The sequence below is a fragment of the Azospirillum sp. TSH20 genome (genome assembly GCF_003115935.1).
In the GTDB taxonomy this organism is placed as follows: Bacteria; Pseudomonadota; Alphaproteobacteria; order Azospirillales; family Azospirillaceae; genus Azospirillum.
Map to the genome: position 1 here is coordinate 1 of NZ_LGQU01000053.1, position 22,216 is coordinate 22,216.

Sequence of the window (22,216 nt, forward strand, 5' to 3'; positions counted from 1 at the left end):
GGGCGGAGCGCTGGGCGAGCTGCCGCACCTCCTGCGCCACCACGGCGAAGCCGCGCCCGGCGTCGCCGGCCCGCGCCGCCTCCACCGCCGCGTTCAAGGCCAGCAGGTTGGTCTGGAAGGCGATCTCGTCGATCACCCCGATGATGTCGGAGATCTTCTGCGACGACTGCTCGATCCGCCGCATCGCCTCCACCGCGCTGGTCGCCACCTCGCCGCCGCGCGAGGCCGCGCCGCGCGCCTCGGTGGCATAGCCGTTGACCTGCTGGGCATTGTCGGCGTTGGAGCGCACGGTGGCGGCGAGCTGTTCCATGCTGGCCGCGGTCTCCTCCAGCGAGGAGGCCTGCTGCTCGGTCCGTTCCGACAGGTCCATGCTGCCTTCCGCCACCTCGCGGCTGGCGATGGCGATGGAGCCGGCGGCCTGATCGATGCGCTGGACGATCTCCGACAGATGGGAAACCGTGCCGTTGAAATCGTCCTTCAGCCGCTGGAACACGCCTTCATACTGCTTGTCGATGCGGCGGGTCAGGTCGCCCTGCGACAGCGCCTCCAGCACCGAGGCAAGTTCCTCGGTGACGGCGGCGACGTTCTCCGACAGCCGGTTGATGCCCTCGCTGACCAGCCGGAAGAAGCCGGTCTTGCCGTCCAGTTCGATGCGGTGGGTGAAGTCGCCGCGCACGGCATTCTCCACCATCGCGCTGATCTCCGCCTCGATCGCCAGTTCCTCGGTCAGGTCGCGCCATTCGATGACGGTGCCCAGCCTCTCGCCCTGGCGGCTGACCACCGGGTTGGCGATGACCTGGAAGGTGCGGCCGCCGGTCTTGGCCAAGCCGCGGTGGGTCTGGGTCAGGTCGGAGAGCAGGCGGCGCTGGTGGCCGGGGTCGCGGTGGAAGGCGTCGAAGTTGCGGCCGACCAGCGTGTTGGCGTCGAAGCCGGGCAGGGACACGCGCAGGTCCGCCTCGGCATGGCGGAACATGGCCATGATCGAATCGTTGGCATAGAGGATGCGGCCGTCGACGTCCGCCATCATGATGTTGGCCGATACCCGTTCCAGCGCGATGCGGGAGCGCAGGGCCTCCACCGCCTCGTCCTTGAAGGCGGCGACGGCGCGGGCCATGTCGCCCAGCTCGTCCTGCTGGCCGGTGTGGGGGACGCTGACCGACAGCTTGCCTTCGGTCAGGTCAGCCATCACCCGGCGGATGCCGGTGACCGGCCCGATGATCGAGGCGGCGATGCGGTTGGCGGCGACGATGCCGATCACCAGCGACAGCAGGCCAAGACCCAGCGTCAGGCGGATGGTGAAGGTGGCCTCGGTCTCGGCCTCGGCCTCCGTCACCTTGGCGCTGGCGGCGATGGAGGCGACGATGCCGTCGATGGCGCGGTTGATCGCGGTGGCGGCGGCGGCGAGGTCGTCGGTCAGCCGCTTCGCCTCGTCGTTGGCGGCCATCGCGTCGCGGAAGGCGGCACGGTAATCGGCGGCGCGGGCGTCGATCTCGCGCAGGGCCGCCAGCAGGTCGCCATTGCTGCGGACCACCGACGACAGCCGGGCGATGCTTCCGCTCATCGCCTTGCCCACCGCCTCGACCTGCGCCGCCGCGGCGGCGTCACGCAGGCCGATGGCGCGGTTGGCCTGGAAGCGGGTCATCAGCCAACGGTTCTCCACCTCCTGCGCGCCGAAGGCGAAGTCCTTGTCGCCCGACGTCTCGGAGGCGGACACCATGTCCTCCAGCCGCTTGGTCACCTGGGCGCCCAGCGGGTCCATGCGCTCGTGCAGCAGGCGGTCGGCCCGTTCGCGCACGGCGCGCACCGCCTCGAACCGCTGATGGTAGCCGGTGTGCAGGCTGCTCAATTCGGCGAAGGCGGCGGCCTGGGCCGAGGCCTTCAACTTCGCCTGCCGGGCCGCCATCGCCTGATCGAACTCGCCGCGCAGGACGCGCAGCCGGTCCAGCGCCTCGGTCGAGCCGATGTTGATGTATTCGCGGGTCTGCAGCCGTTCGGCGGCCAGACGGCTTTCCAGATCCTTGGCGAACACGGCCACATCGCCCGACGCGATGACCCCGTCGACGCGGCGGTTCAGCCCGTCCAGCCCGTAGATGCCGGTGCCGGACTGGGCGGCGATCAGCGCCAGCAGCAGGCCGAAGGCCAGCCACAGCCGCTTGGCGATGCGCATGTTGCTGAGGAAGGTGCCGGCTTCGGCGATCGTACCGTCGGTGGCCATCGGTGACGTTCCCTCTTTTTATTGCTTCTCGTTGCGGCTTGCCTACCGGGGGCTCTGCAGCCTGCTGCGGTCAGGTCGGTTCCAGCGCGGCGCGGGGGATGGCGTCCTGATCGACATGCTCACCCGCGAACAGCTTGCCCACGTTCAGCAGGGTCACCATGCGGTTCTCGGCGGTGTAGAGGCCGCTGAGATACTCGGCGTCGACCAGCCCGCTGTCGACGTCGGGCGGCGGCTTGATCGCGTCATGCCCGATGGCCAGGATGTCGGAAATCGCATCGACCAGGATGCCGCGCGTGCGCTCGCCCACCTGCATCACCACCACGACATGGCGCTTCGTCACCTGGGTCAGGCCGCCGCCGAAGCGGGCGCGCAGGTCGAAGATGGGGATGATGATGCCGCGCAGGTTGATGACGCCGCGGACATAGTCGGGCAGGTTCGGCAGGCGGCTTTCCGGTGTCCAGCCGCGGATTTCACGCACGGCCAGGATGTTGACGCCATATTCCTCGCTGCCGACCGTGAAGGTGACGTATTGCTCCTCGATCCCGTTCGCGGCGCCGGCGGACTGGAGATCGGTGCGGGAGCTGACGGGGGCGATTGCGGTGGAACTGCTCATCGCTGGGCCTCAAACCGTTTGGCGTTGACGCGGATCGGACCTGTCCGCCGGGGCGGGCAGGGACGGGGGATTGGACTGGTTCGAGGTGCCGCCCGCCATGCCGGCGGCCTCTCCGCCGGTGCCGTGGCGGCTCATTTCGCGCAGGCCCGCCACGTCCAGGATCAGGGCGACCCGGCCGTCGCCCAGGATGGTCGCGGCGGCGACGCCGTCCAGCCGGCGGAAGTTGGCTTCCAGGCTCTTGATGACGACCTGCTGCTGGCCCAGCACCTCGTCCACCACCAGGCCGAGGCGGGAGCCGTCCTCCGTCTCCACCAGAACGACCAGCCCCTTGGTGGCGTCGTCGATGGCCTTGGGGATGCCGAACAGCCGGTGCAGGTGGACCAGCCGGACATATTCGCCGCGCGCCATCATGACGTCGCATTTGTTGACCAGCCCATGCAGGTCGGCAGGCTTCGGCCGCAGGCTTTCCACGATGTTGGTCAGCGGCAGGACGAAGCGCTCCTCCCCCACCGAGATCACCATGCCGTCCAGCACCGCCAGCGTCAGCGGCAGCGACAGGACGAAGCGCGAGCCCTCGCCCGGCGTCGAATAGACGCCGATGCGCCCGCCCAGGCTGGAGATGTTCCGCCGCACCACGTCCATGCCGACGCCGCGGCCCGACAGGTTGGACACCTGGTCGGCGGTGGAGAAGCCGGGCAGGAAGATCAGGTGGTCGATCTCCTCGTCGGACAGGCTGGCTCCGGGCTGGACCAGCCCCTTCTCGATGGCCTTGGACAGCACCTTGGCGCGGTTGATGCCGCGGCCGTCGTCGGTCACCTCGATCACGATGCGGCCGGACCGGTGGGCGGCCGACAGATGCACGGTGCCGGCGCGCGGCTTGCCGACGCGCTCCCGCTCCTCCGGGCCTTCCAGCCCATGGTCGATGGAGTTGCGGATCATGTGGGTCAGCGGATCGACGAGGTTCTCCACCACCGTCTTGTCGACCTCCGTCGTCTCGCCCGAGGTGACCAGCATCACCTCCTTGCCGGTCATGGCGGCGCATTCGCGCACCAGCCGCGGCATGCGCGAGAAGACGCTGGAGACCGGCTGGGCGCGGATCGACATCACGCTTTCGCGCAGTTCGCGGGTGTGCTGGGCGAGGCCTTCCAGCCCTTCCAGCAGCTCCTGGAACTGGCCCGGCGGCAGGTCGCGTAGATGCTCCGCGATCATCGCCTGGGTGATGACCATCTCGCCGACCATGTTGACCAGCCGGTCGATCTTGTCGAGGTCGACGCGGATGGTGTGGGTGGTCGGCCCGGTATGGTCGCCGCCGCCCGTGCCGCCAGCACCGCCATTGGGGCGCCTGGCGCCGTCGCCGGGCTTCGCCGAACCGGAGGTGGTGGCGGCCGGGGTGGTCGGCGGAGCCGTGGGGGCGGCCGGTTCCGGCAGGTTGGCGGCGGCCGGGACGGGAGCCGCTTGAGGGACCGGGGCGGGTTCCGCCGGCGCGATGATCGCGGGCGGCGGCGCTTCTGCGCTGATGCGGATGTCGCAATCGTCGGCGACGAATTCGAACACGTCGTCGATCTGGGCGCGGTCGACCTGCGGGTCGGCCAGCAGCGTCACCGTCCAGGACAGGTGCAGCAACTCGGCGTCGAGGTCGCGCAGAGACGGCAGCTGGTCCAGATGGCAGACCACCTCCGCCTCGCCCAGCCGGCGCAGGGCGCGCAGCATGTAGGTCGGCTCGTTGCCCGACAGCAGCAGTTCGGCCTTCGGGCGGAAGACGATGGTCCAGCGGACCTTGCCCTCCGGGACCGGGCCGGAGGGGGCGGGGAGCGGCTGATCGTCGCGGGCGGCCTGGATGGCGGCCAGGGCGTCGCCGAAGATGCCGGCCTCGTCATCCTCGTCGTCGGGATAGACCGTGGCGGGTGGCGGCGTTGCGGGCGCCTTCTCCGCAGGCGCGTCGGCCTTGCCCAGGAAGCGGCGCAGGGCGGCGACGGTGTCGTCGGTGGTGCCGGCCGGCGCCTCCGTCTCGTCGGAGGCATGGGACAGCAGGCGCGCCAGCAGGTCGTTGGCGCGGATCAGCGTGTCGACCAGTTCGGTGGTGACGGGGATCTCGGCGTTGCGCACGCCGTCCATCACCGTTTCGAATTCATGGGCGAAGGCGACGAGATCGTTGAATCCGAAGGCGCCGCCGCCGCCCTTGATCGAATGGACGGCGCGGAAGATCGCGTTCACCTCGTCCATGTCGACCTCGCCGGGGGCGAGGCGCAGCAGCCCGGCCTCGGCGACGGCCAGCAATTCGGCGCTTTCGTCGAAGTAGGTCTGCTTGAAGCGGCTGAGATCGTCCACGGCTGTACCCCTTCCTTCGCTGACGGCTCGCGGTCAGCCGCAGACCTTCTGCACCACCGACACCAGCTTGTCGGGGTTGAAGGGCTTCACGATCCAGCCGGTGGCGCCGGCGGCGCGGCCCTCGGCCTTCTTGCTCTCGTCCGCTTCGGTGGTCAGCATCAGGATCGGCAGGGTGCGGTGGGCCGGGATGGCGCGCAGCTTGCGGATCAGGGTCAGCCCATCCATCACCGGCATGTTCAGGTCGGTGATGACCAGATCGACCTTGGTGGTGGCGATGGCGCTCATCGCCTGCTGGCCGTCGGCGGCCTCCACCACCTCATAACCGGCGCCGCGCAGGGTGAAGGACACCATGTCGCGCATGGTCCGCGAGTCGTCCACCGTCATCACTTTCTTCTTCACGCACGCCTCCACTGCTTCAGCCAGCCGGCCAGCCCCAGATCCTCGCAGGCATCGGCGAGGACCTCGGACGGGCGCAGAATGGCGAAGGAATTTCCCTGTTCCGCCGCATCGCGGGCGGCGACGACCAGCGCCTGGACGCAGGCGACGCTGATGCGTTCCACCGCGTCCGCCTGGACGCTGATGTCCACCGACGCCTTGAAGGCCGCGCGCAGGCTGTCGAGCAGAGGTTGCGCCATGGGCAAATCGAGGTCGCTCGGCAGGCCCAGGCGAATGCGCCCGTCATCCTCCTCCGTCCACTTGATCAGCGACACGCCACCCCTCCGTCCAATGCCGGCCCGCTCCTGCGCACTCCGGTTGCAGGAGCGACGTTGCCAGAAGGCGTCTCAAGGATTCGTTAAGCGGACGTGGTGGATGGACCGGGCATCGTTGGGAAGTTGGGGATAACCGCAGTCAAAATTGGGACATGCCGCTGGGGTCGGTGCAGGGGCCAGTACAGAGGTATGTGGATCAGCCCTTTGCCCGTGCGATCAGCGGACGGAATTCCGCCAGCACCGATTCGTAGACCGGTCGTTTGAAGGCGACGATCAGACCCGGCAATTCTTCCGCGTCGATCCATTTCCAGGCGTCGAATTCCGGGTGATCGGTGTCGAGCCGGATGTCGGCCTCGGTTCCCGTGAAACGGGCCAGCATCCACATCTGCTCCTGCCCGCGCCAGCGGCCCTTCCACACCTTCCCCAGCAGGTCGTCGGGCAGGTCGTAACGGTGGGGGGATGCGGTCATGGCGATGAACTCCGCCTTCGCGGTGCCGATCTCCTCCTCCAACTCGCGGAAGGCGGCGCTGCGGGCGTCCTCGCCATCGTCGACACCGCCCTGCGGCATCTGCCAGTCGGCCTCCGACCCGGAGCGCCTGGCGACGAACACCTCGCCGCGGTCGTTCAGCAGCATGATGCCGACGCAGGGGCGGTAGGGCAGCGCGTCACGGTCGATGGGGGCGGTCATGCCGGGGGGCTCCGTTGGGGTCAGGTCTTGGTGATGAAGAAATAGACGGTCATGCCGGCTCCCACCAGGATCACCATCTTGCGCAGGACCGGCGGCGGGATGTGGCGGGCGACCGACGCGCCGGCATAGCCGCCGGCCATGGCGGCGACCAGCATGATCAGCGCTTCCGGCCAATAGACCGCCCCGCCGGCGACGAAGGCCGCCACCGCGACGGCGTTCAGGCAGCCGGAGACCAGCGACTTCAGCCCGTTCATGGCGTGCAGGTCGGTCAGGCCGAAGACGCCCAGCGTCGCCAGGATCAGGATGCCGATGCCGCCGCCGAAATAGCCGCCATAGACGGCGATCAGGAACTGCACGGTCAGCACCGTGCCGTGGCCGATGGTGACGTTGCGCCGCACCCAGGCCGACGCGGTCGGGCCGATGGCGAACAGCAGCGTGGCGAACAGCAGGAGCCACGGGACGATGATCTCGAAGGTCTTCTGCGGCGTCCACAGCAGCAGCAGGGCGCCCAGCAGCCCGCCGACGAGGCTGATGCCGAGGAAGGAGGGCAGGTGGATGTCGCGGATGCGGCCCAGCTCCCGCCGATAGCCGAAGGCGCTGGCCAGCGCGCCGGGCGATACCGCGACGGTGCTGGTGGCGTTGGCGTTCAGCGGCGGAACCCCGGCGAGGATCAGCGCCGGAAAGGTCAGGAAGCTGCCGCCCCCGGCCACGGCGTTCAGCACGCCGGCGAAGAAAGCGGAGACGATCAGCAGCAGCGTCAGCATGTCACCTTACCCGAAAACCTTGCCCCGTCACTGCGGGTGCCGCGTTGCGTTTTGCACACGCCCGCCCATACCGCAACGCCGAAGTCCCACAACCGCGCGGCTTTCGCAACCCCGAACAATTCGTTAAGGTCGTCGTCCCTTCAACGGATAGAGTGTCTGGAGACCTCCATGTCCGCCCTGCTCGATACCACCGACGCCCTGCACGACCAGATGCTGACCCTCGGCCGCGCCGCCCGCGCCGCCGCGGCCGCGCTGGCGACCGTGCCAGGACCGTCGAAGGACCGGGCGCTGAGGGCGGCCGCGGCGGCCATCCGCGCCCGCGCGTCCGAGATCAAGGCGGCCAACGCCGAGGACATGGCAAGCGCTCGCGACCTGTCCGGCCCCATGCGCGAACGGCTGATGCTGGACGACAAGCGCATCGAGGCAATGGCCAAGGGCCTGGAGGACATCGCCGACTTCCCCGATCCCATCGGCGGCGTGCTGGCGGAATGGACGCGGCCCAACGGGCTGCGCATCCAGCGCGTCCGCGTGCCGTTGGGCGTCGTCGGCATCATCTATGAAAGCCGGCCGAACGTGACGGCGGATGCCGGCGGCATCTGCCTGAAGTCGGGCAACGCCGCCATCCTGCGCGGCGGATCGGAGAGCATCCGCTCGTCCCGCACCATCGCCGACTGCCTGGTCCAGGGGCTGCGCGAAGCGGGGCTGCCGGAAGCGGCGATCCAGCTGGTGCCGACCACCGATCGCGCCGCCGTCGGCCACATGCTGACGATGCGCGACCACATCGACGTCATCATCCCGCGCGGCGGCAAGTCGCTGATCCAGCGCATCGCCGACGAGAGCCGGGTGCCGGTCATCAAGCATCTGGACGGCAACTGCCACGTCTATGTCGATGCCGGTGCCGACCTGGAGAAGGCGCGCAAGGTGGTGCTGAACGCCAAGATGCGCCGCACCTCCATCTGCGGCGCCGCCGAGACCCTGCTGGTCGACCGCGCCGTCGCCGACAAGGCGCTGCCGGTGCTGGTGAAGGACCTGCTGGATGCCGGCTGCGCCGTGCGCGGCGACGCGGCGGCCCAGGCGGTCGATCCGCGGGTGACGGCGGTGACGCCGGAGGATTGGGACACCGAGTATCTCGACGCCATCATCGCCTGCGGTGTGGTGGACGGGGTGGATGCGGCGATCGACCACATCAACGCCCACAGCTCCCACCACACCGAATCGATCCTGACCGAGGATCCGGCGGCGGCGGAGCGGTTCCTGTCCCGCGTCGACAGCGGCATCGTGCTGTGGAATGCCTCGACCCAGTTCGCCGACGGCGGCGAGTTCGGCATGGGGGCCGAGATCGGCATCTCCACCGACAAGTTCCACGCCCGCGGCCCGGTGGGTGCCGAGCAGTTGACCAGCTACAAGTATGTCGTGCGCGGCGATGGCCAGACGCGGCCTTAAGACCGACACCCCTCCCTCCCGTGGAACCCTCTCCCCCCCGGGGAGAGGGCAGGGTGAGGGGGTTCCGTCTGCCGGACGATCCACGAAACGTGTCCCCCTCACCCAACCCTCTCCCCGGGGGGGAGAGGGGAAACGCTCCGGGTGGGAGCGCGGGGTTGAAAAAGCCCCCCACCTCTATTCTGGCCCGCTCTATGCCGGCCTCACCGTCGGCATCCTCGGCGGGTCGTTCAACCCGGCCCATGCCGGGCACCGGCACATCAGCCTGTTCGCGTTGAAGGCGCTCGGGCTCGACCGTGTCTGGTGGATGGTCAGCCCGCAGAACCCGCTGAAGTCGGCGTCCGGCATGGCTTCGCTGTCCGACCGGATGGCGGAGGCGCGGGCGGTCGCCGCCCATCCGCGGATCGAGGTGACGGCGATCGAGACCGCGCTCGGCACCCGCTTCACCGCCGATACGTTGGCCAAGCTTCAGCGCCGCTTCCCGAAAACCCGCTTCGTTTGGTTGATGGGGGCGGACAATTTGCGACAAATTCCGCGCTGGAAGCATTGGAATCGAATCTTCGACTCGGTGGCCGTTGCGGTTTTCGCCCGCCCCACCTATTCTCTTAGTGCGTTGAGCGGCAAGGCCGCCCAACGCTACACCCGTCGACGGGTGTCGGTGTCGGGGGTCAAAGGGCTGGCGCGCCGCAGGCGGCCGGCCTGGGCGTTCTTACGCAACCCCTTGCACCCGGCCTCGGCGACGGCGATCCGGCAGGCACGGGCCGCCGGGTCGTGAAACCGTTGCAAGAGGTTGGAGCCATCACCACGCACACCGAAACGGCCGCGACCGCTCCGCGGCCAGCCGCCGTTCCCCAGATCCTGGAACCGCAGGACCTGAAGGCGCTCATTCAGGCGTCGCTCGACGCCGATCAGGCGGATGACGTCACCGTCATCGATCTCGCCGGGAAAACCACCTTCGCCGATTACATGATCGTGGCGTCGGGCCGCAACACGCGGCACATCGCCGCCATGGCGATGAAGCTGGCCGAAAAGCTGAAGCAGGCCGGCGTCCGCGGCGTCGAGATGGAAGGCATGGCCCAGTGCGACTGGGTCCTGGTCGATGCCGGCGACGTGATCGTCCACCTGTTCAAGCCGGAAGTCCGGACCTTCTACAACATCGAGAAGATGTGGGGTCTGGAGCTGCCGACGCCGTCGGGCACGGCGCGGCTGAGCGCCTGACGGGCCAAGGGCGGAAACGAGAGCGAAACGAGGGCGGAGGGCCGCATCATGCGTCTGTGGCTCGCCGCCGTCGGGCGGTCGCGGGGCGGACCGACCCGCGACCTGTTCGACGAGTATGTCGGACGGCTCGGGTGGCCCTTTACCCTGAAGGAGGTCGAGGTGAAAAAACGCCTCTCCTCCGACGAATTGAAACGGCAGGAGGCGGAGCTGCTGCTCGCCGCCGTGCCGGCTGGGGCCATAGTCGTGGCGCTGGATGAACGCGGCAAGGCGCTGCCCAGCGAAGCCTTCGCCGCCAAGATCGGCGACTGGCGCGACCGCGGCGCCGGCGATCTCGCCTTCCTGATCGGCGGTGCCGACGGCCATGGCGACGCGGTGCGCGCGCGGGCCGACTTCCTGCTCGCCTTCGGGCCGATGACCTGGCCCCACATGCTGGTGCGCGGCATGCTTGCGGAGCAACTCTATCGCGCCCAACAAATTCTTGCCGGTCACCCCTATCACAGATCCTGATTCCCTGCGTCGCATCCGGCGCGCGGAAAAGCGCCGGAGCCGAAAAACACAAAACTCCGAGACCACAACCTTTCGAGAAAGGTAAGCGCGATGACCGAGACCACCCGACCCCGCCCCGTCGTCCTCTGCATCCTGGACGGCTGGGGCTATCGCGAGGAGCGGTCCGACAACGCGATTGCGCTGGGCGACACCCCGAACTGGGACCGCCTGTGGTCGGCCGAGCCGACGGCCTTCCTCGACGCCAGCGAGGAGGAGGTCGGCCTGCCCAAGGGTCAGATGGGCAACTCCGAGGTCGGTCACATGAATCTCGGCGCCGGCCGGGTCGTCATGCAGGACCTCGTGATGATCGACCACGCCATCGTCGAGGGCGAGCTTGAGCGCAACGCCGCGCTGAACGATCTGGTCAAGGCGATGCACAAGACCGGCGGGCGCGTCCATCTGATGGGTCTGCTGTCGCCGGGCGGCGTCCACTCGCACCAGGACCACATCGCGGCGCTGGCCGGCGTGCTGTCGCGCGAGGGCGTGCCGGTGGCGGTCCATGCCTTCACCGACGGCCGCGACGTGCCGCCGCAGAGCGCCAAGGATCAGGTCGCCGAGTTCATGGCCGACGTCTTCGAGCTGCCGGGCGTCGAGGTCGCGACCGTCATCGGCCGCTATTACGCCATGGACCGCGACAAGCGCTGGGACCGTGTCGCCAAGGCCTATGCCGCGATGACCAAGGCGGAGGGCGAGCGCGCCGCCGATCCGATCCAGGCGATCGAGCAGAGCTACGCTGCCGACAAGCATGACGAGTTCATCCTGCCGATGGTGATCGGCGACTATGCCGGCATGAAGGACGGCGACGCCATCCTGATGGCGAATTTCCGCGCCGACCGCGCCCGCGAGATCCTGGCCGCCTATGTCGATCCGGCTTTCGACGGCTTCCCGGTGGATGGTGCGCCGAAGCTGGCCGCCGCCGTCGGCATGGTCGAATATTCGTCGGCGCTGGCGAAGCTGATGACCACCATCTTTCCGCCGAAATCTCTCACCAAGGTGCTGGGCGAGGTGGTTTCCGAGGCCGGAATGAAGCAGCTGCGCATCGCCGAGACGGAGAAGTATCCGCACGTCACCTTCTTCTTCAACGGCGGCGAGGAGCGGGTCTATGAGGGCGAGGACCGCATCCTGGTGCCGTCGCCGAAGGTCGCCACCTATGACCTGCAACCGGAGATGTCCGCCGCCGAAGTGACCGGCAAGCTGGTCGGCGCCATCGATTCGGGCAAGTACGACCTGATCGTCGTCAACTTCGCCAACCCCGACATGGTCGGCCACAGCGGCATGCTCGACGCCGCCATCAAGGCGGTGCAGGCGGTCGACGGCAGCCTGGGGCAGGTGGAGGCCGCGGTGCGCCGCGCCGGCGGCACCATGCTGGTCACCGCCGATCACGGCAATTGCGAGCTGATGAAGGATCCGGAGACCGGCGGCCCGCACACCGCCCATACGCTGGACAAGGTGCCGCTGATCCTGATCAACGGCCCGGCCGGTGCGCGCATCGAGAGCGGCCGTCTGGCCGACATCGCGCCGACTCTGCTCGACCTGCTGGGCCTGCCGAAGCCGGTCGAGATGACCGGCCGCAACCTGCTGGTCCGCACCGCCGCCCGCGCGGCGGCGGAGTAACGGATGGCGCGGGGCGTTCCCTTTGCGCTCGAGTCCCCCTCTCCCCCCCGGGGAGAGGGTCGGGGTGAGGGGGGCGCGTGGCGTGGAGTCGCGGGAATTCCTGCGCTTCGACTTACATCCCGCAGCGCATCCCCCTCACCCAGCCCTCTCCCCAGGGGGGAGAGGGTATCCGCTGGGGAGAGGGTATCCGGGACGGGAGAGGGTTTCCTCGCAGGCTTCGTCGTCATCGCCGGCCTGATCCTCGCCCAGCCGGCGAATGCTCAATCCGAAGCGCCCAAGGACACGCTCAAGCGCGTCGAGCAGCAGCTTCAGACCGGCAAGCAGCGCCAGCAGCAGCTGGAACGCCAGTCGCAGGCGCTTCAGACCGAACTCGACGACCTGCGCGGCCGGCTCATCGCGCTGGCCGACCAGGCGCGCGGGCAGGAGCAGTCGCTCGACCAGTTGGAAGACTCGCTGGCCGCGCTGGAGGCGGAGGAGCGGGAACGTTCCGCCGGTCTCGACGCCGAGCGGCAGCAGATCGCCACCCTGCTGGCCGCCCTGCAGCGGCTGGCGCGCATCCCGCCGGAAGCGGCGCTGGCCCGGCCGGAAAGCCCGGTCGACACGCTGCGCTCCGCCCTGCTGCTGCGCGATGCGGTCCCGGCGCTGAAGGCGCGGGCCGATGCGCTGGCCCAGGCGCTGACCGCGCTGGCCGACACCCGCGGCAAACTGGTGGACCAGCGGGCGAAGGCGCTGGCGGCGCGGGTGTCGCTGTCGGAAAAGCAGGACGAGATGAACCGCCTGATCGCCCGGCGCGAGGAGCTGTCGCGTCAGACGGAGGAGGAGCGCGTCCAGGTCGGCCAGCGCATGGCGGACCTGTCCGGTCAGGCCACCGACCTGCGCCAGTTGATGGAGCGGATCGAGGCCGAACGCCGCGCCGCCATCGAGGCCGCCGCCCGCCGCGAGGCCGAACGGCGCGAAGCGGAACGCAAGGAAGCCGCCCGCAGGGAGGCGGAAAAGCGCGAGGCCGAACGTCGCCTTGCCGCCCAGAAGGAAGCGGAGCGCAAGGCGGCCGAACGCAAGCTGGCCGAACTGCGCGCCGCGGAGCAGAAGGTCGCGGAAGAGAAGGCCGCCGAGGAAAAGCGGGCGAAGGACGAAGCCGCCAGGGAAGCGGCGCGCGAGCGCGAACTGGCCGCGAAGTCCCCGGACGGCCCGCCGGCGGTCGCCGGCATGGTGCTGCCCGCCGCCGGCAAGCTGACCACCCGCTTCGGCGAGGCCGACCGCTTCGGTGCCACCAGCCGCGGCGTGACGGTGCAGACCCGCCCTGGTGCGGCCGTGGTGGCGCCGCGCGGCGGCACGATCGTGTTCGCCGGTCCGTTCAAGGGCTATGGCCTCATCTTGATCGTGGAACACGGCAACGGATATCATAGTTTGATTGCGGGTTTGGGCCGGATCGACACGGCTGTCGGGCGTAAGGTGGCCAGCGGGGAACCGCTGGCGGTCATGCCGCCGGACGGCAATCCGGATCTCTATTTCGAGCTGCGACGAAACGGCCAGCCGATCAACCCGCAACGCGGGTTCGGCGCCCCGGAGGGGAAAGGACAAGGGTAGATGAGGATGATCAAGCGCGCCGCCACGGCGGCTGCTCTGGTGTTTCTGGGCGCCGGCGTCGCCACCGTCACCGCGCAGTCCAGCAATTCGTCGGACACCTACCGGCAGCTGAACCTGTTCGGCGACGTCTTCGAGCGCGTCCGCGCCGAATATGTCGAGCCGGTCACCGACGAACAGCTGATCGAATCGGCGATCAACGGGATGCTGACCTCGCTCGACCCGCATTCCAGCTATCTGAACAAGAAAAGCTTCCAGGACATGCAGGTCCAGACCCGTGGCGAGTTCGGCGGGCTGGGCATCGAGGTGACGATGGAGAACGGCCTGGTGAAGGTCGTGTCCCCGATCGACGACACCCCGGCCTTCCGCGCCGGCCTGCAGCCGGGCGACCTGATCGTCCAGTTGAACGGCGAGGCGGTGATGGGCCTCAGCCTGAACGAGGCGGTGGAGAAGATGCGCGGCCCCGTGGGCAGCGAGCTGAAGGTCACCGTCCGCCGCGGCGAGGCGGGCGAGCCCTTCACCGTGTCGCTGACGCGCGCCGTCATCAAGGTGCAGTCGGTCCGCTACCGCACCGAAGGCGACATCGGCTACATCCGCATCACCAGCTTCAACGAGCAGACGCAGAGCGGGCTGGAGAAGGCGATCTCCTCCATCCAGCAGCAGTTGGGCGACAAGCTGAAGGGCTTCGTGCTCGACCTGCGCAACAATCCGGGCGGCCTGCTCGATCAGGCGGTGTCGGTGTCCGATACCTTCCTGGAGAAGGGCGAGATCGTGTCGACCCGCGGCCGGCGGGCGGAGGAGGGCACCCGTTTCAACGCCAAGCCGGGTGACCTGATCAAGGGCCTGCCGATGGTGGTGCTGGTCAACGGCGGGTCGGCTTCGGCTTCCGAAATCGTCGCCGGCGCCCTGCAGGACCACAAGCGCGCGATCATCATGGGCACCCAGAGCTTCGGCAAGGGATCGGTGCAGACCATCATCCCGCTGCCCGGCCATGGCGCCATGCGCCTGACCACCGCGCGCTACTACACGCCGTCGGGCCGCTCGATCCAGCAGCTGGGCATCACCCCGGACATCGAGGTGCATGTCGCCAAGGTGGAGGACCTGGACAAGAACGTCGTCCGCCGCCGCGAAGCCGACCTGAAGGGTGCGCTGGTCAACCCCGACGCCAGCAAGGCGCCGCGTCCGGCCACCACCAACCCGGCCGCTCCCGGCACGCCGGCGGCCCCGAACCCGGCAGCGCCCGCTCCGGGGCCGGGCGCCGGTGCTGCTCCGGCTGCACCGGGTGCCGCTCCGGGTGCCGCGCCTGCTCCGGCAGAGGGTGCGGCGGCGGAGGGGGCGGAGCCGCCCTTCGACTTCCAGCTCGCCCGCGCGCTGGATCTGCTGCGTGGCGTCGCCCTGTTCCAGCAGCGCGCCGCGGCGCGCTGACCGGAGCAATCGACGGTGAAGGCTCCCGCCCTGCTGGGTCGTTTGCGGTTCGATGTCCGGGGTCTGCGCCCCGGACTCGGCTGGCTGCGCCGTTTCCGCCGCAATGGAGGCGATTCGGCGGGACGGCCGCGCAAACCGCTGTCCAAGCCGTTGCTGGCTGCCGTCGCACTGGTGGCGGTCGCCGGTAGCGGGCTGGCCGGCTGGCTGGCCTTGAACGGCGAGGCGACGCGGGAGGCCTGGCAGGCATCGATTCCGGCAGCGACGGTGGCGGTCGCTCCGCTGCCGCCGCCACCGGTGCCGGAACCCAAGGCCGCCGCGCCGGCGGCGCCTTTGCCCACCGACGCCGCCCCGCTGCCCCTGCCGGGCGTTCCGGCGGCGGCGGTGACGCTGGTCCCGGCGCCGGTGCCGGGTCTGGTGGAGGACAGCCGCAACGGTCCGCTGCCGCGCATCGCCCAGGATGGGCGCAAGCCCTGGCAGGTCTATGCCCGGCCCTTCCCGGCGACCGACAAGCGGCCTCGCATCGCCATCGTCATGTCCGATCTTGGGCTCAGCGGCGTCACCACCGGCAATGCGCTGGCGAAGCTGCCGCCCGGCATCACGCTGGCCTTCCTGCCCTATGCCGAGCGGCTGGACGATTGGGTCGAGCGGGCGCGCACCAAGGGGCACGAGGTGATGCTGTCGGTGCCGATGGAGCCGCTGAACTACCCGCGCGACGATCCCGGTCCGAACGCGCTGCTGACCATGCTCGGACCCGACCGCAATATCGAACGGCTGGAATGGTCGCTGGGCAAGGCGGTCGGCTATGTCGGGATCACCAGCACCACCGGCAGCAAATTCACCGCCAACCCGGCGGCGATGCAGCCGGTGATCGACGTGCTGAAGGCGCGTGGCCTGCTGCTGGTCGATTCGCGGGTCAATCCGAAGAGCGTGGCCGGGCCGCTCGCCAATCTGGCCGGCGTGCCGCGGGCGTTGGGCGACCGCGTCATCGACCGCGACCTGTCGCGCGGCGCCATCGACGACCAGCTGCGCGAACTGGAGGAGCTGGCCAAGACCAACGGCGCCGCCGTCGGTTTCGCCTCTCCCTATCCGACGACGATCGAGCGCCTCAATCTGTGGCTGACCTCGCTGGCCGACCGCGGCATCGCGCTGGCCCCGGCGTCGGCGGTGGTCAACATCCAGAAATAGCGGCCCCAGAAATAGAGGTTGCGACGGAACCGCCCGATGCGACAACGCGCATCGGGCGACTTTCCGTGTGCGGCTTGCCTGATTACGTCCGTTGCGCGAATATCTCGACCGAATTTCGAATTGGTGGAGAGGGCGGATGTATCACCCCGAAGCGCTGGAACCCATCGTCGCCTTCCTGCGCGGGATCGGCATGCAGGTGGAATATGGCGAGGGCGGGCGCGACGGCTTCCTGCCCGGCGTGATCATCCAAGCCGGCGCGCTCCATGTCGATCCGGAGACCCTGAAGGGACCGGGCGACCTGCTGCACGAGGCCGGCCACATCATGGTCATGCCGCGCCGGTATTGGCCGTTGCTGAACCGCGACGTGCAGACGGACATCGACGCCATCCTCGCCGACCAGACCGCGCGCGACGGCACCCCCGATCCCATCCTGACCCGTGCCGCCCGCCAGGGCGAGTTCATGTCGCAGGCCTGGTCCTATGCCGTGGTCCAGTATCTGGGCCTGCCGCAGGAATGCCTGTTCTTCCCCGGATCCTACCAATACCACGACTATCAGGGCACCCACCCGATGCAGGCTTGGATCGAGCAGGGGACCCATTTCGGCCTGATCAATCTGGCGCAGGCCGGCTTCACCGGCTATGCGGGAATGTTCGCCTATATGGGCGACAACGGGCTGGCGCCGTTTCCGCAGATGGCAAAGTGGACGTTGGATTGAGAGGGAAACCGGCGGAAATCCCTCACCCGCAAAGCGCATCCCAATCCAGCGACCCGGGATCCTCCACCAGATGGTCGACGGCGTCGAAGACCACGGCGGGGTGCTGGGGCCAGGCGATGGTCAGCATGCCCGCGGCCTTGGCGCTGCGGGCACCGGTTGGGCTGTCCTCGATCACCGCGCAGGCTTCCGGTGCCAACCCCAGCATCTTCGCAGCCAGCAGGTAGGGCTCCGGATGGGGCTTGCCGTTGGCGACGTCCTCGCGGGCGATGCTGAAGCGGAAATGCGGGATCGACATCGCGCGCATGTTGGCGTCGACGATCATGCGCCCGCCGTTCGACACGCAGGCCTGCGCCAGCCCGCGGGCGGCGAAGGCCTCCACCAGGGCGAAGGCGCCGTCGCGCGGACGCACCTGATCGACGCGGGCGACATACTGGGCGTTGATCTCGTCGGCCCAGGCGTGCAGGTCGATGGGGAAGGGACGGCGGGCGTGCAGCGCGGCGTAGATCTCGCGGAACGCCACGCCATGCATCGACCGGCAATCCTCGTCGCTCAGCTCATGGCCGTAGCCGCGGCAGACGTCGACGGTGATCTGCTGGTGCCAGGGCTCGCTGTCCATCAGCGTGCCGTCGATGTCCCACAGGATGGCGCAGATCGGGGTGCGCGACATCACGGTCACCGCACCACCAGATCGTCGCGGTGGATCATCTCGTCACGCCCTTGGTACCCCAGGATCTCCGGGATTTCGGTGCTCTTGTGGCGCAGGATCTTGCGGGCGTCGTCGGCGCTGTAGGCGACGAGGCCGCGGGCGACTTCCCGCCCCTCCTGGGTGCGGACGATCACCACGTCGCCGCGGTCGAAGTCGCCCTGCACGGCACTGACGCCGGCGGGCAGCAGGCTGGCGCCGTGGGACAGGGCGCGCGTGGCGCCGTCATCCACCACCAGCACGCCGGTGGCGTTCACATGGCCGGCGATCCAGGCCTTGCGGGCGCTGGTCGGTTCGGCGGATGGCAGGAACCAGGTGCAGAGCGCGCCGCCACCCTCCGGCGGCCGTTCCAGCGCCGCCAGCGGGTTCATGCGCTTGCCCTTGGCGATGACCATGCGGCAGCCGGCCGACAGGGCGACTCGCGCCGCGGCGATCTTGGTCACCATGCCGCCGCTGCTGTAGCCGGGGGGCGGCTCGCCGGCCATGCCCTCGATCTCCGGCGTCAGTTCGCGCACGGTGGGGATATGGCGGGCGTTCGGGTCCTTGCGCGGGTCGGCGGTGTAGAGTCCGTCGATGTCCGACAGCAGCACCAGCGTGTCGGCGCTGACCATCTGCGCCACGCGGGCAGCCAGCCGGTCATTGTCGCCGAAGCGGATCTCGGCGGTGGCGACCGTGTCGTTCTCATTGATGACCGGAACGGCGCCCAGCTTCAGCAGCGTGTCGATGGTGTTGCGGGCGTTCAGGTGGCGCCGCCGCTCCTCCGTGTCCTCCAGCGTCACCAGGACCTGGGCGACGGTGACGTCGTGGCGGGCCAGCGTTTCCTGATAGGCGTGGGCAAGGCGGATCTGGCCGGTGGCGGCCGCGGCCTGCTTCTCTTCCAGCTTCAGCGCCCGGCCGACGAGGCCGAGATGCTCCCGCCCGCAGGCAACGGCGCCGGAGGTGACGATCACCACCTCCTGCCCGCGCTTGCGGCAGGCGGCGACGTCGTCGGCCAGCGCGTCGAGCCAGTCCCGGCGGATTTGCCGGGTCTCCCCATCGACCAGAAGGGCCGAGCCGATCTTTACGACCAGCCGGCGGGATTCGAGAAGGGTAGGGGCGTCAAGCGCCATGGCGGGAGGTTCCGTCCGTATCGTCGTCCGAGCCGTCCTCTTCCCCCTCCGGCTCGTCCCCGTCAAGAGCTTCGTCCGAGTCGCCGTTCTCCAGCTCCTCACCCTCTTCGAGTTCGCCCTCTTCGAGGTCGTCCTCCTCGAACTCTTCGTCTTCGCCGCCGACCCATTCGCCGGTTTCGTCGTCCCACTGCATCCCGCTGTCGTCGGGCAGCTTCTGACCGACCGGCGGGCGCGGGATGGACCGGGTCGCGGGGGCGTGGATGACCTCGGGTTCTTCCGACTTGGACTCCTTGATGACCGTCAGCAGCCGGTAGAGCACCTGCTTCACGCCCTGGCCGGTGGCACCGGACAGCACCATGACCTCGGCGCCCGACGCCTCCTCCAATGCCTTCTTCTTCTCCTCGATCTCCTCGTCCAGCAGGGCGTCGGCCTTGTTCAGCCCGATGACCTCCGGCTTGTCAGCGAGGTTGCCGCCATAGGCCTCCAGCTCGTTCCGGATCGTGCGGTAGGAGGCGACGACGTCGTCGGCCGTGCCGTCGATCAGGTGCAGCAGGATGCGCGAGCGCTCGACATGGCCAAGGAAACGGTCGCCCAGCCCATGGCCCTCGTGCGCTCCCTCGATCAGGCCGGGGATGTCGGCGATGACGAACTCTTCGTCACCGGCGCGGACGACACCCAGGTTGGGAGCCAGCGTGGTGAAGGGGTAGTCGGCGATCTTCGGCTTGGCCGCGGTGGTGGCGGCCAGGAAGGTCGACTTGCCGGCATTGGGCAGGCCCAGCAGGCCGGCGTCGGCGATCAGTTTCAGCCGCAGCCACACCCACTGCTCCTGCCCCGGCCAGCCGGGGTGGAACTTGCGCGGCGCCCGGTTGGTCGGCGTCTTGAAGTGTGCGTTGCCGTGCCCGCCGTCGCCGCCGCGCAGGAAGACTCGGCGTTGACCGGCCTCGGTCAGGTCGCACAGCACGGTTTCCTGATTCTCGTCGAGGATCTGGGTTCCGACCGGCACGCGCAGGACGACATCCTCGCCGCGCGCGCCGTTGCGGTTGCTGCCCATGCCGTGATGGCCGCGCTGCGCCTTGAAGTGCTGCTTGTAGCGGTAGTCGATCAGCGTGTTCAGGCCGTCCGCCGCCTCGATGATCACGTCCCCGCCCCGACCGCCGTCGCCGCCGTCCGGGCCGCCGAACTCGATGAACTTCTCGCGCCGGAACGCGACGGCACCGGGGCCGCCGTCACCGCTCTTCAGGAAGACCTTGGCTTGATCGAGAAACTTCATCGGGGAACCTGCCCGTAAACGGAAGGGAAACCGGCGGCGGGACGGCACCGGACTGAAAACGAAAATCGGGGAGCCGGTCGCCCGGTCCCCCGATTTTATCCCACAAGCGTGCAGGCCTGCGACACAGGCCGCGCAACGACCTTAGAGGTTACTCGGCAGCGACGGCCGGAACTTCCTGGTCGTTGGCCGGAACGACGTTCACGAAGGTGCGGCCGTTCGAGCTGTGCTTGAAGTAAACCTGGCCGTCGGCCATCGCGAACAGGGTGTGATCGCGGCCGAGGCCGACATTCTCGCCCGGGTGGAACTTCGTGCCACGCTGACGGACGATGATGTTGCCGGAGACGACGTTCTCGCCACCGAAACGCTTCACGCCGAGACGGCGACCGGCGGAGTCACGGCCGTTGCGGGACGAGCCGCCTGCCTTTTTGTGTGCCATGGGGTGTTGCTCCTAAACTGAAGATGCGCCTGGAAGCCCGACCGGAGAACCCGGATCAGGCCGCGCCGTTGATGCCGGTGATGCGCAGGACGGTCAGGTCCTGGCGGTGGCCGTTCTTGCGGCGGTAGTTCTGGCGGCGCTTCTTCTTGAAGACGATGATCTTCGGGCCGCGGTCCTGGGCGACGACCTCGGCGACGACCGAGGCGCCGGCCACGGTCGGGGTGCCGATGGTGGTGTTGCCTGCGTCGCCGACCATCAGCACGTCATCGAGCGTGATGGAGGCGCCAGCATCGGCCTCGAGCTTCTCAACACGGATCACGTCGCCATTGGCGACCTTGTACTGCTTGCCGCCGGTGCGGATCACTGCAAACATTGTCGTCACTGCCTATGTCAAAACAAACGGCGGGCTTCTCGCCCACCGTTCGATGCGCAAGCCCGTTCATGGGAGCGACGATCTATACTCAGGAGGGGCTGAGAGTCAACAGGGTTGCGGGCCAACGCCTTCGCATTTTTCTGCAAAAAAGGCTTGCACGCCCGAAGGCGTTTATATAGGTTCCGCCCACCCCGCCAAACGGGGCAGCGGATGGGTGGCAGAGCGGTTGAATGCACCGCACTCGAAATGCGGCATACCCTCACGGGTATCGGGAGTTCGAATCTCCCCCCATCCGCCATTCTCTCTCTTCTGAGAGAGAGAAGATAGCGGAAAGCGCCAGCCGGACCGGCTAGGCGCTTTTTTCATGCCCGGATGCCGCCTCGGCCGGTCGGGTTTCCCCATTTTCGCCGGTCCGTCGCGATGGCCGTTCCCCCGGCTGGTTTGTTGGTCATGTTGACGCCAACGCCCAGATAACCAACGCTCAAGATCCCTGTGGTGCGATCCGCCAGGGGTGCGACCGGAGGGGTGCCGCCATGAACACGCTCAGCCGCCGTGATGGATGCCTGCGATTCTCCTATGTCGTCGAGGGCGGCCTGCGCGTCGAAGGCACTCATGAACCGGCGGAGCAGGTGCTGATCCTGAAGGTAACGGCGCCGCAGGGGCGGGTCATTCATATGGATGCGATCCCCTGCGACGATCCCCGGGTCATCCTGGAAGCTTTGCGCGAGTGGGGCGAGCCGCCGGAGGAGGTGCGCGATGCTTTGCCGGCGCTGGGCGGCAATGCGATCCTGCTGGAAACGAGGCTCGGCGACTCGGTGCGGGCCTCGGTTCGCCGCCACGGCATGAAGGTGGAGGTCGTCTTCATCGACGCCGACGGCCGGCGGTTGGCGGAACTGCGCGCCGGCAGCCTGGAAGCGCTCGACGCCAAGGCCGGCGGGCTGCTGCGCCTGTCGCAAAGAACCCGCGCGGTGCTCGGCGCCTGGCTGTCGGCCGAACCGCTGTGGCTGGCGGCATTTCTGCTCGGCGGGCCGTTCCTGGGGGCTCTGCTGATCGGATTCGGGGCGCAGGTGTCGCCGGAGCAGGTGCTGGTCACCGCCTATGCCGGCGCGGCCGGGCTGGTCGCCGCCTATGAGCTGATGCGCGCCGGCTATGCGGAGTGGGTGCTGGCGCCGCCGGACAACTTCCCACGCGCCTGAATCCGAAGTCCGAATTGCCGGTAAAGGAAACGGCGCCCCGGATGGTCCGGGGCGCCGTTCTCATGTCCGCTTCAGGGGCGGACG

Annotated in this window: 22 protein-coding genes and 1 tRNA gene; 11 read left to right on the plus strand and 12 right to left on the minus strand. The window is 68.7% G+C overall.

Going from position 1 to position 22,216, the window contains the following annotated elements:
- The 7 genes from TSH20_RS36150 to TSH20_RS15410 all read right to left on the minus strand — a co-directional run.
- On the minus strand, nt 1-2,215 hold a 2,215-nt coding region (locus TSH20_RS36150; RefSeq protein ID WP_109075568.1), incomplete at its 3' end, for a methyl-accepting chemotaxis protein.
- Between the two features lie 70 nt (nt 2,216-2,285).
- Nucleotides 2,286-2,828 (minus strand): chemotaxis protein CheW, encoded by a 543-nt coding sequence (locus tag TSH20_RS15385; protein WP_109075569.1) that lies wholly within the window; start codon nt 2,826-2,828, stop codon nt 2,286-2,288.
- Between the two features lie 9 nt (nt 2,829-2,837).
- Complete coding sequence (locus TSH20_RS15390; RefSeq protein WP_109075570.1) at nt 2,838-5,156, minus strand: chemotaxis protein CheA; 2,319 nt, start codon at nt 5,154-5,156, stop codon at nt 2,838-2,840.
- 33 nt (nt 5,157-5,189) lie between these two features.
- Nucleotides 5,190-5,555 carry a response regulator gene (locus TSH20_RS15395; protein WP_199231895.1) on the minus strand — a complete coding sequence of 122 codons (366 nt, stop codon included), beginning with the start codon at nt 5,553-5,555 and terminating at the stop codon, nt 5,190-5,192.
- Entirely contained in the window at nt 5,552-5,866 is a 315-nt protein-coding gene (locus TSH20_RS15400; protein WP_109075571.1) for an STAS domain-containing protein, read from the minus strand. The genes TSH20_RS15395 and TSH20_RS15400 overlap by 4 nt, the downstream gene beginning before the upstream one ends.
- Nucleotides 5,867-6,062: 196 nt before the next feature.
- Nucleotides 6,063-6,554 carry an RNA pyrophosphohydrolase gene (locus TSH20_RS15405; RefSeq protein ID WP_109075572.1) on the minus strand — a complete coding sequence of 164 codons (492 nt, stop codon included), beginning with the start codon at nt 6,552-6,554 and terminating at the stop codon, nt 6,063-6,065.
- 20 nt (nt 6,555-6,574) lie between these two features.
- The gene (locus tag TSH20_RS15410; protein ID WP_109075573.1) at nt 6,575-7,318 is read right to left on the minus strand and encodes a sulfite exporter TauE/SafE family protein; all 744 of its coding nucleotides are present in this window, start codon (nt 7,316-7,318) and stop codon (nt 6,575-6,577) included.
- Between the two features lie 168 nt (nt 7,319-7,486).
- Here TSH20_RS15410 and TSH20_RS15415 point away from each other — a divergent pair, with 168 nt between their 5' ends.
- From TSH20_RS15415 to TSH20_RS15455, 9 genes are all read left to right on the plus strand, one after another.
- Nucleotides 7,487-8,761, plus strand: a complete 1,275-nt coding sequence (locus tag TSH20_RS15415; RefSeq protein WP_109075574.1) for a glutamate-5-semialdehyde dehydrogenase — start codon at nt 7,487-7,489, stop codon at nt 8,759-8,761.
- Nucleotides 8,742-9,533 carry a nicotinate-nucleotide adenylyltransferase gene (locus TSH20_RS15420; RefSeq protein WP_282183573.1) on the plus strand — a complete coding sequence of 264 codons (792 nt, stop codon included), beginning with the start codon at nt 8,742-8,744 and terminating at the stop codon, nt 9,531-9,533. The genes TSH20_RS15415 and TSH20_RS15420 overlap by 20 nt, the downstream gene beginning before the upstream one ends.
- Nucleotides 9,530-9,976: a ribosome silencing factor gene (gene rsfS, locus TSH20_RS15425; protein ID WP_014248611.1), complete on the plus strand. Its 447-nt coding sequence runs from the start codon at nt 9,530-9,532 to the stop codon at nt 9,974-9,976. The genes TSH20_RS15420 and rsfS overlap by 4 nt, the downstream gene beginning before the upstream one ends.
- A gap of 48 nt (nt 9,977-10,024) precedes the next feature.
- Nucleotides 10,025-10,483, plus strand: a complete 459-nt coding sequence (rlmH, locus tag TSH20_RS15430) for a 23S rRNA (pseudouridine(1915)-N(3))-methyltransferase RlmH (protein ID WP_109075575.1) — start codon at nt 10,025-10,027, stop codon at nt 10,481-10,483.
- 90 nt (nt 10,484-10,573) lie between these two features.
- Nucleotides 10,574-12,136 carry a 2,3-bisphosphoglycerate-independent phosphoglycerate mutase gene (gpmI, locus tag TSH20_RS15435; RefSeq protein WP_109075576.1) on the plus strand — a complete coding sequence of 521 codons (1,563 nt, stop codon included), beginning with the start codon at nt 10,574-10,576 and terminating at the stop codon, nt 12,134-12,136.
- A 3-nt stretch (nt 12,137-12,139) separates the two neighbouring features.
- A complete protein-coding gene (locus TSH20_RS15440; RefSeq protein WP_247871177.1) occupies nt 12,140-13,723 on the plus strand; it encodes a peptidoglycan DD-metalloendopeptidase family protein in 1,584 nt (527 codons plus the stop codon).
- Nucleotides 13,724-15,145, plus strand: coding sequence for a S41 family peptidase (locus TSH20_RS15445; protein ID WP_109075577.1), 1,422 nt, complete (start codon nt 13,724-13,726; stop codon nt 15,143-15,145).
- A gap of 15 nt (nt 15,146-15,160) precedes the next feature.
- Nucleotides 15,161-16,330, plus strand: a complete 1,170-nt coding sequence (locus TSH20_RS15450) for a divergent polysaccharide deacetylase family protein (RefSeq protein WP_109075578.1) — start codon at nt 15,161-15,163, stop codon at nt 16,328-16,330.
- A 136-nt stretch (nt 16,331-16,466) separates the two neighbouring features.
- Nucleotides 16,467-17,045, plus strand: a complete 579-nt coding sequence (locus tag TSH20_RS15455; RefSeq protein ID WP_109075579.1) for a hypothetical protein — start codon at nt 16,467-16,469, stop codon at nt 17,043-17,045.
- Between the two features lie 22 nt (nt 17,046-17,067).
- Here TSH20_RS15455 and TSH20_RS15460 read toward each other — a convergent pair whose 3' ends face one another.
- From TSH20_RS15460 to rplU, 5 genes are all read right to left on the minus strand, one after another.
- Nucleotides 17,068-17,712: an HAD family phosphatase gene (locus TSH20_RS15460; protein WP_109075635.1), complete on the minus strand. Its 645-nt coding sequence runs from the start codon at nt 17,710-17,712 to the stop codon at nt 17,068-17,070.
- Nucleotides 17,713-17,717: 5 nt separating this feature from the next.
- Nucleotides 17,718-18,857: a glutamate 5-kinase gene (gene proB / locus TSH20_RS15465; RefSeq protein WP_109075580.1), complete on the minus strand. Its 1,140-nt coding sequence runs from the start codon at nt 18,855-18,857 to the stop codon at nt 17,718-17,720.
- Nucleotides 18,847-20,127 carry a GTPase ObgE gene (gene obgE / locus TSH20_RS15470; RefSeq protein WP_109075581.1) on the minus strand — a complete coding sequence of 427 codons (1,281 nt, stop codon included), beginning with the start codon at nt 20,125-20,127 and terminating at the stop codon, nt 18,847-18,849. Before obgE ends, proB begins: the two co-directional genes overlap by 11 nt.
- A 148-nt stretch (nt 20,128-20,275) precedes the next feature.
- Nucleotides 20,276-20,563 (minus strand): 50S ribosomal protein L27, encoded by a 288-nt coding sequence (rpmA, locus tag TSH20_RS15475; protein ID WP_109075582.1) that lies wholly within the window; start codon nt 20,561-20,563, stop codon nt 20,276-20,278.
- A 55-nt stretch (nt 20,564-20,618) separates the two neighbouring features.
- Nucleotides 20,619-20,936 (minus strand): 50S ribosomal protein L21, encoded by a 318-nt coding sequence (gene rplU, locus TSH20_RS15480; RefSeq protein ID WP_012974890.1) that lies wholly within the window; start codon nt 20,934-20,936, stop codon nt 20,619-20,621.
- A 208-nt stretch (nt 20,937-21,144) separates the two neighbouring features.
- Here rplU and TSH20_RS15485 point away from each other — a divergent pair.
- Both TSH20_RS15485 and TSH20_RS15490 read left to right on the plus strand, forming a co-directional pair.
- Nucleotides 21,145-21,234, plus strand: a tRNA-Ser gene (locus TSH20_RS15485).
- Nucleotides 21,235-21,469: 235 nt separating this feature from the next.
- Nucleotides 21,470-22,132, plus strand: a complete 663-nt coding sequence (locus TSH20_RS15490; protein WP_109075583.1) for a hypothetical protein — start codon at nt 21,470-21,472, stop codon at nt 22,130-22,132.
- Nucleotides 22,133-22,216: the final 84 nt, after the last annotated feature.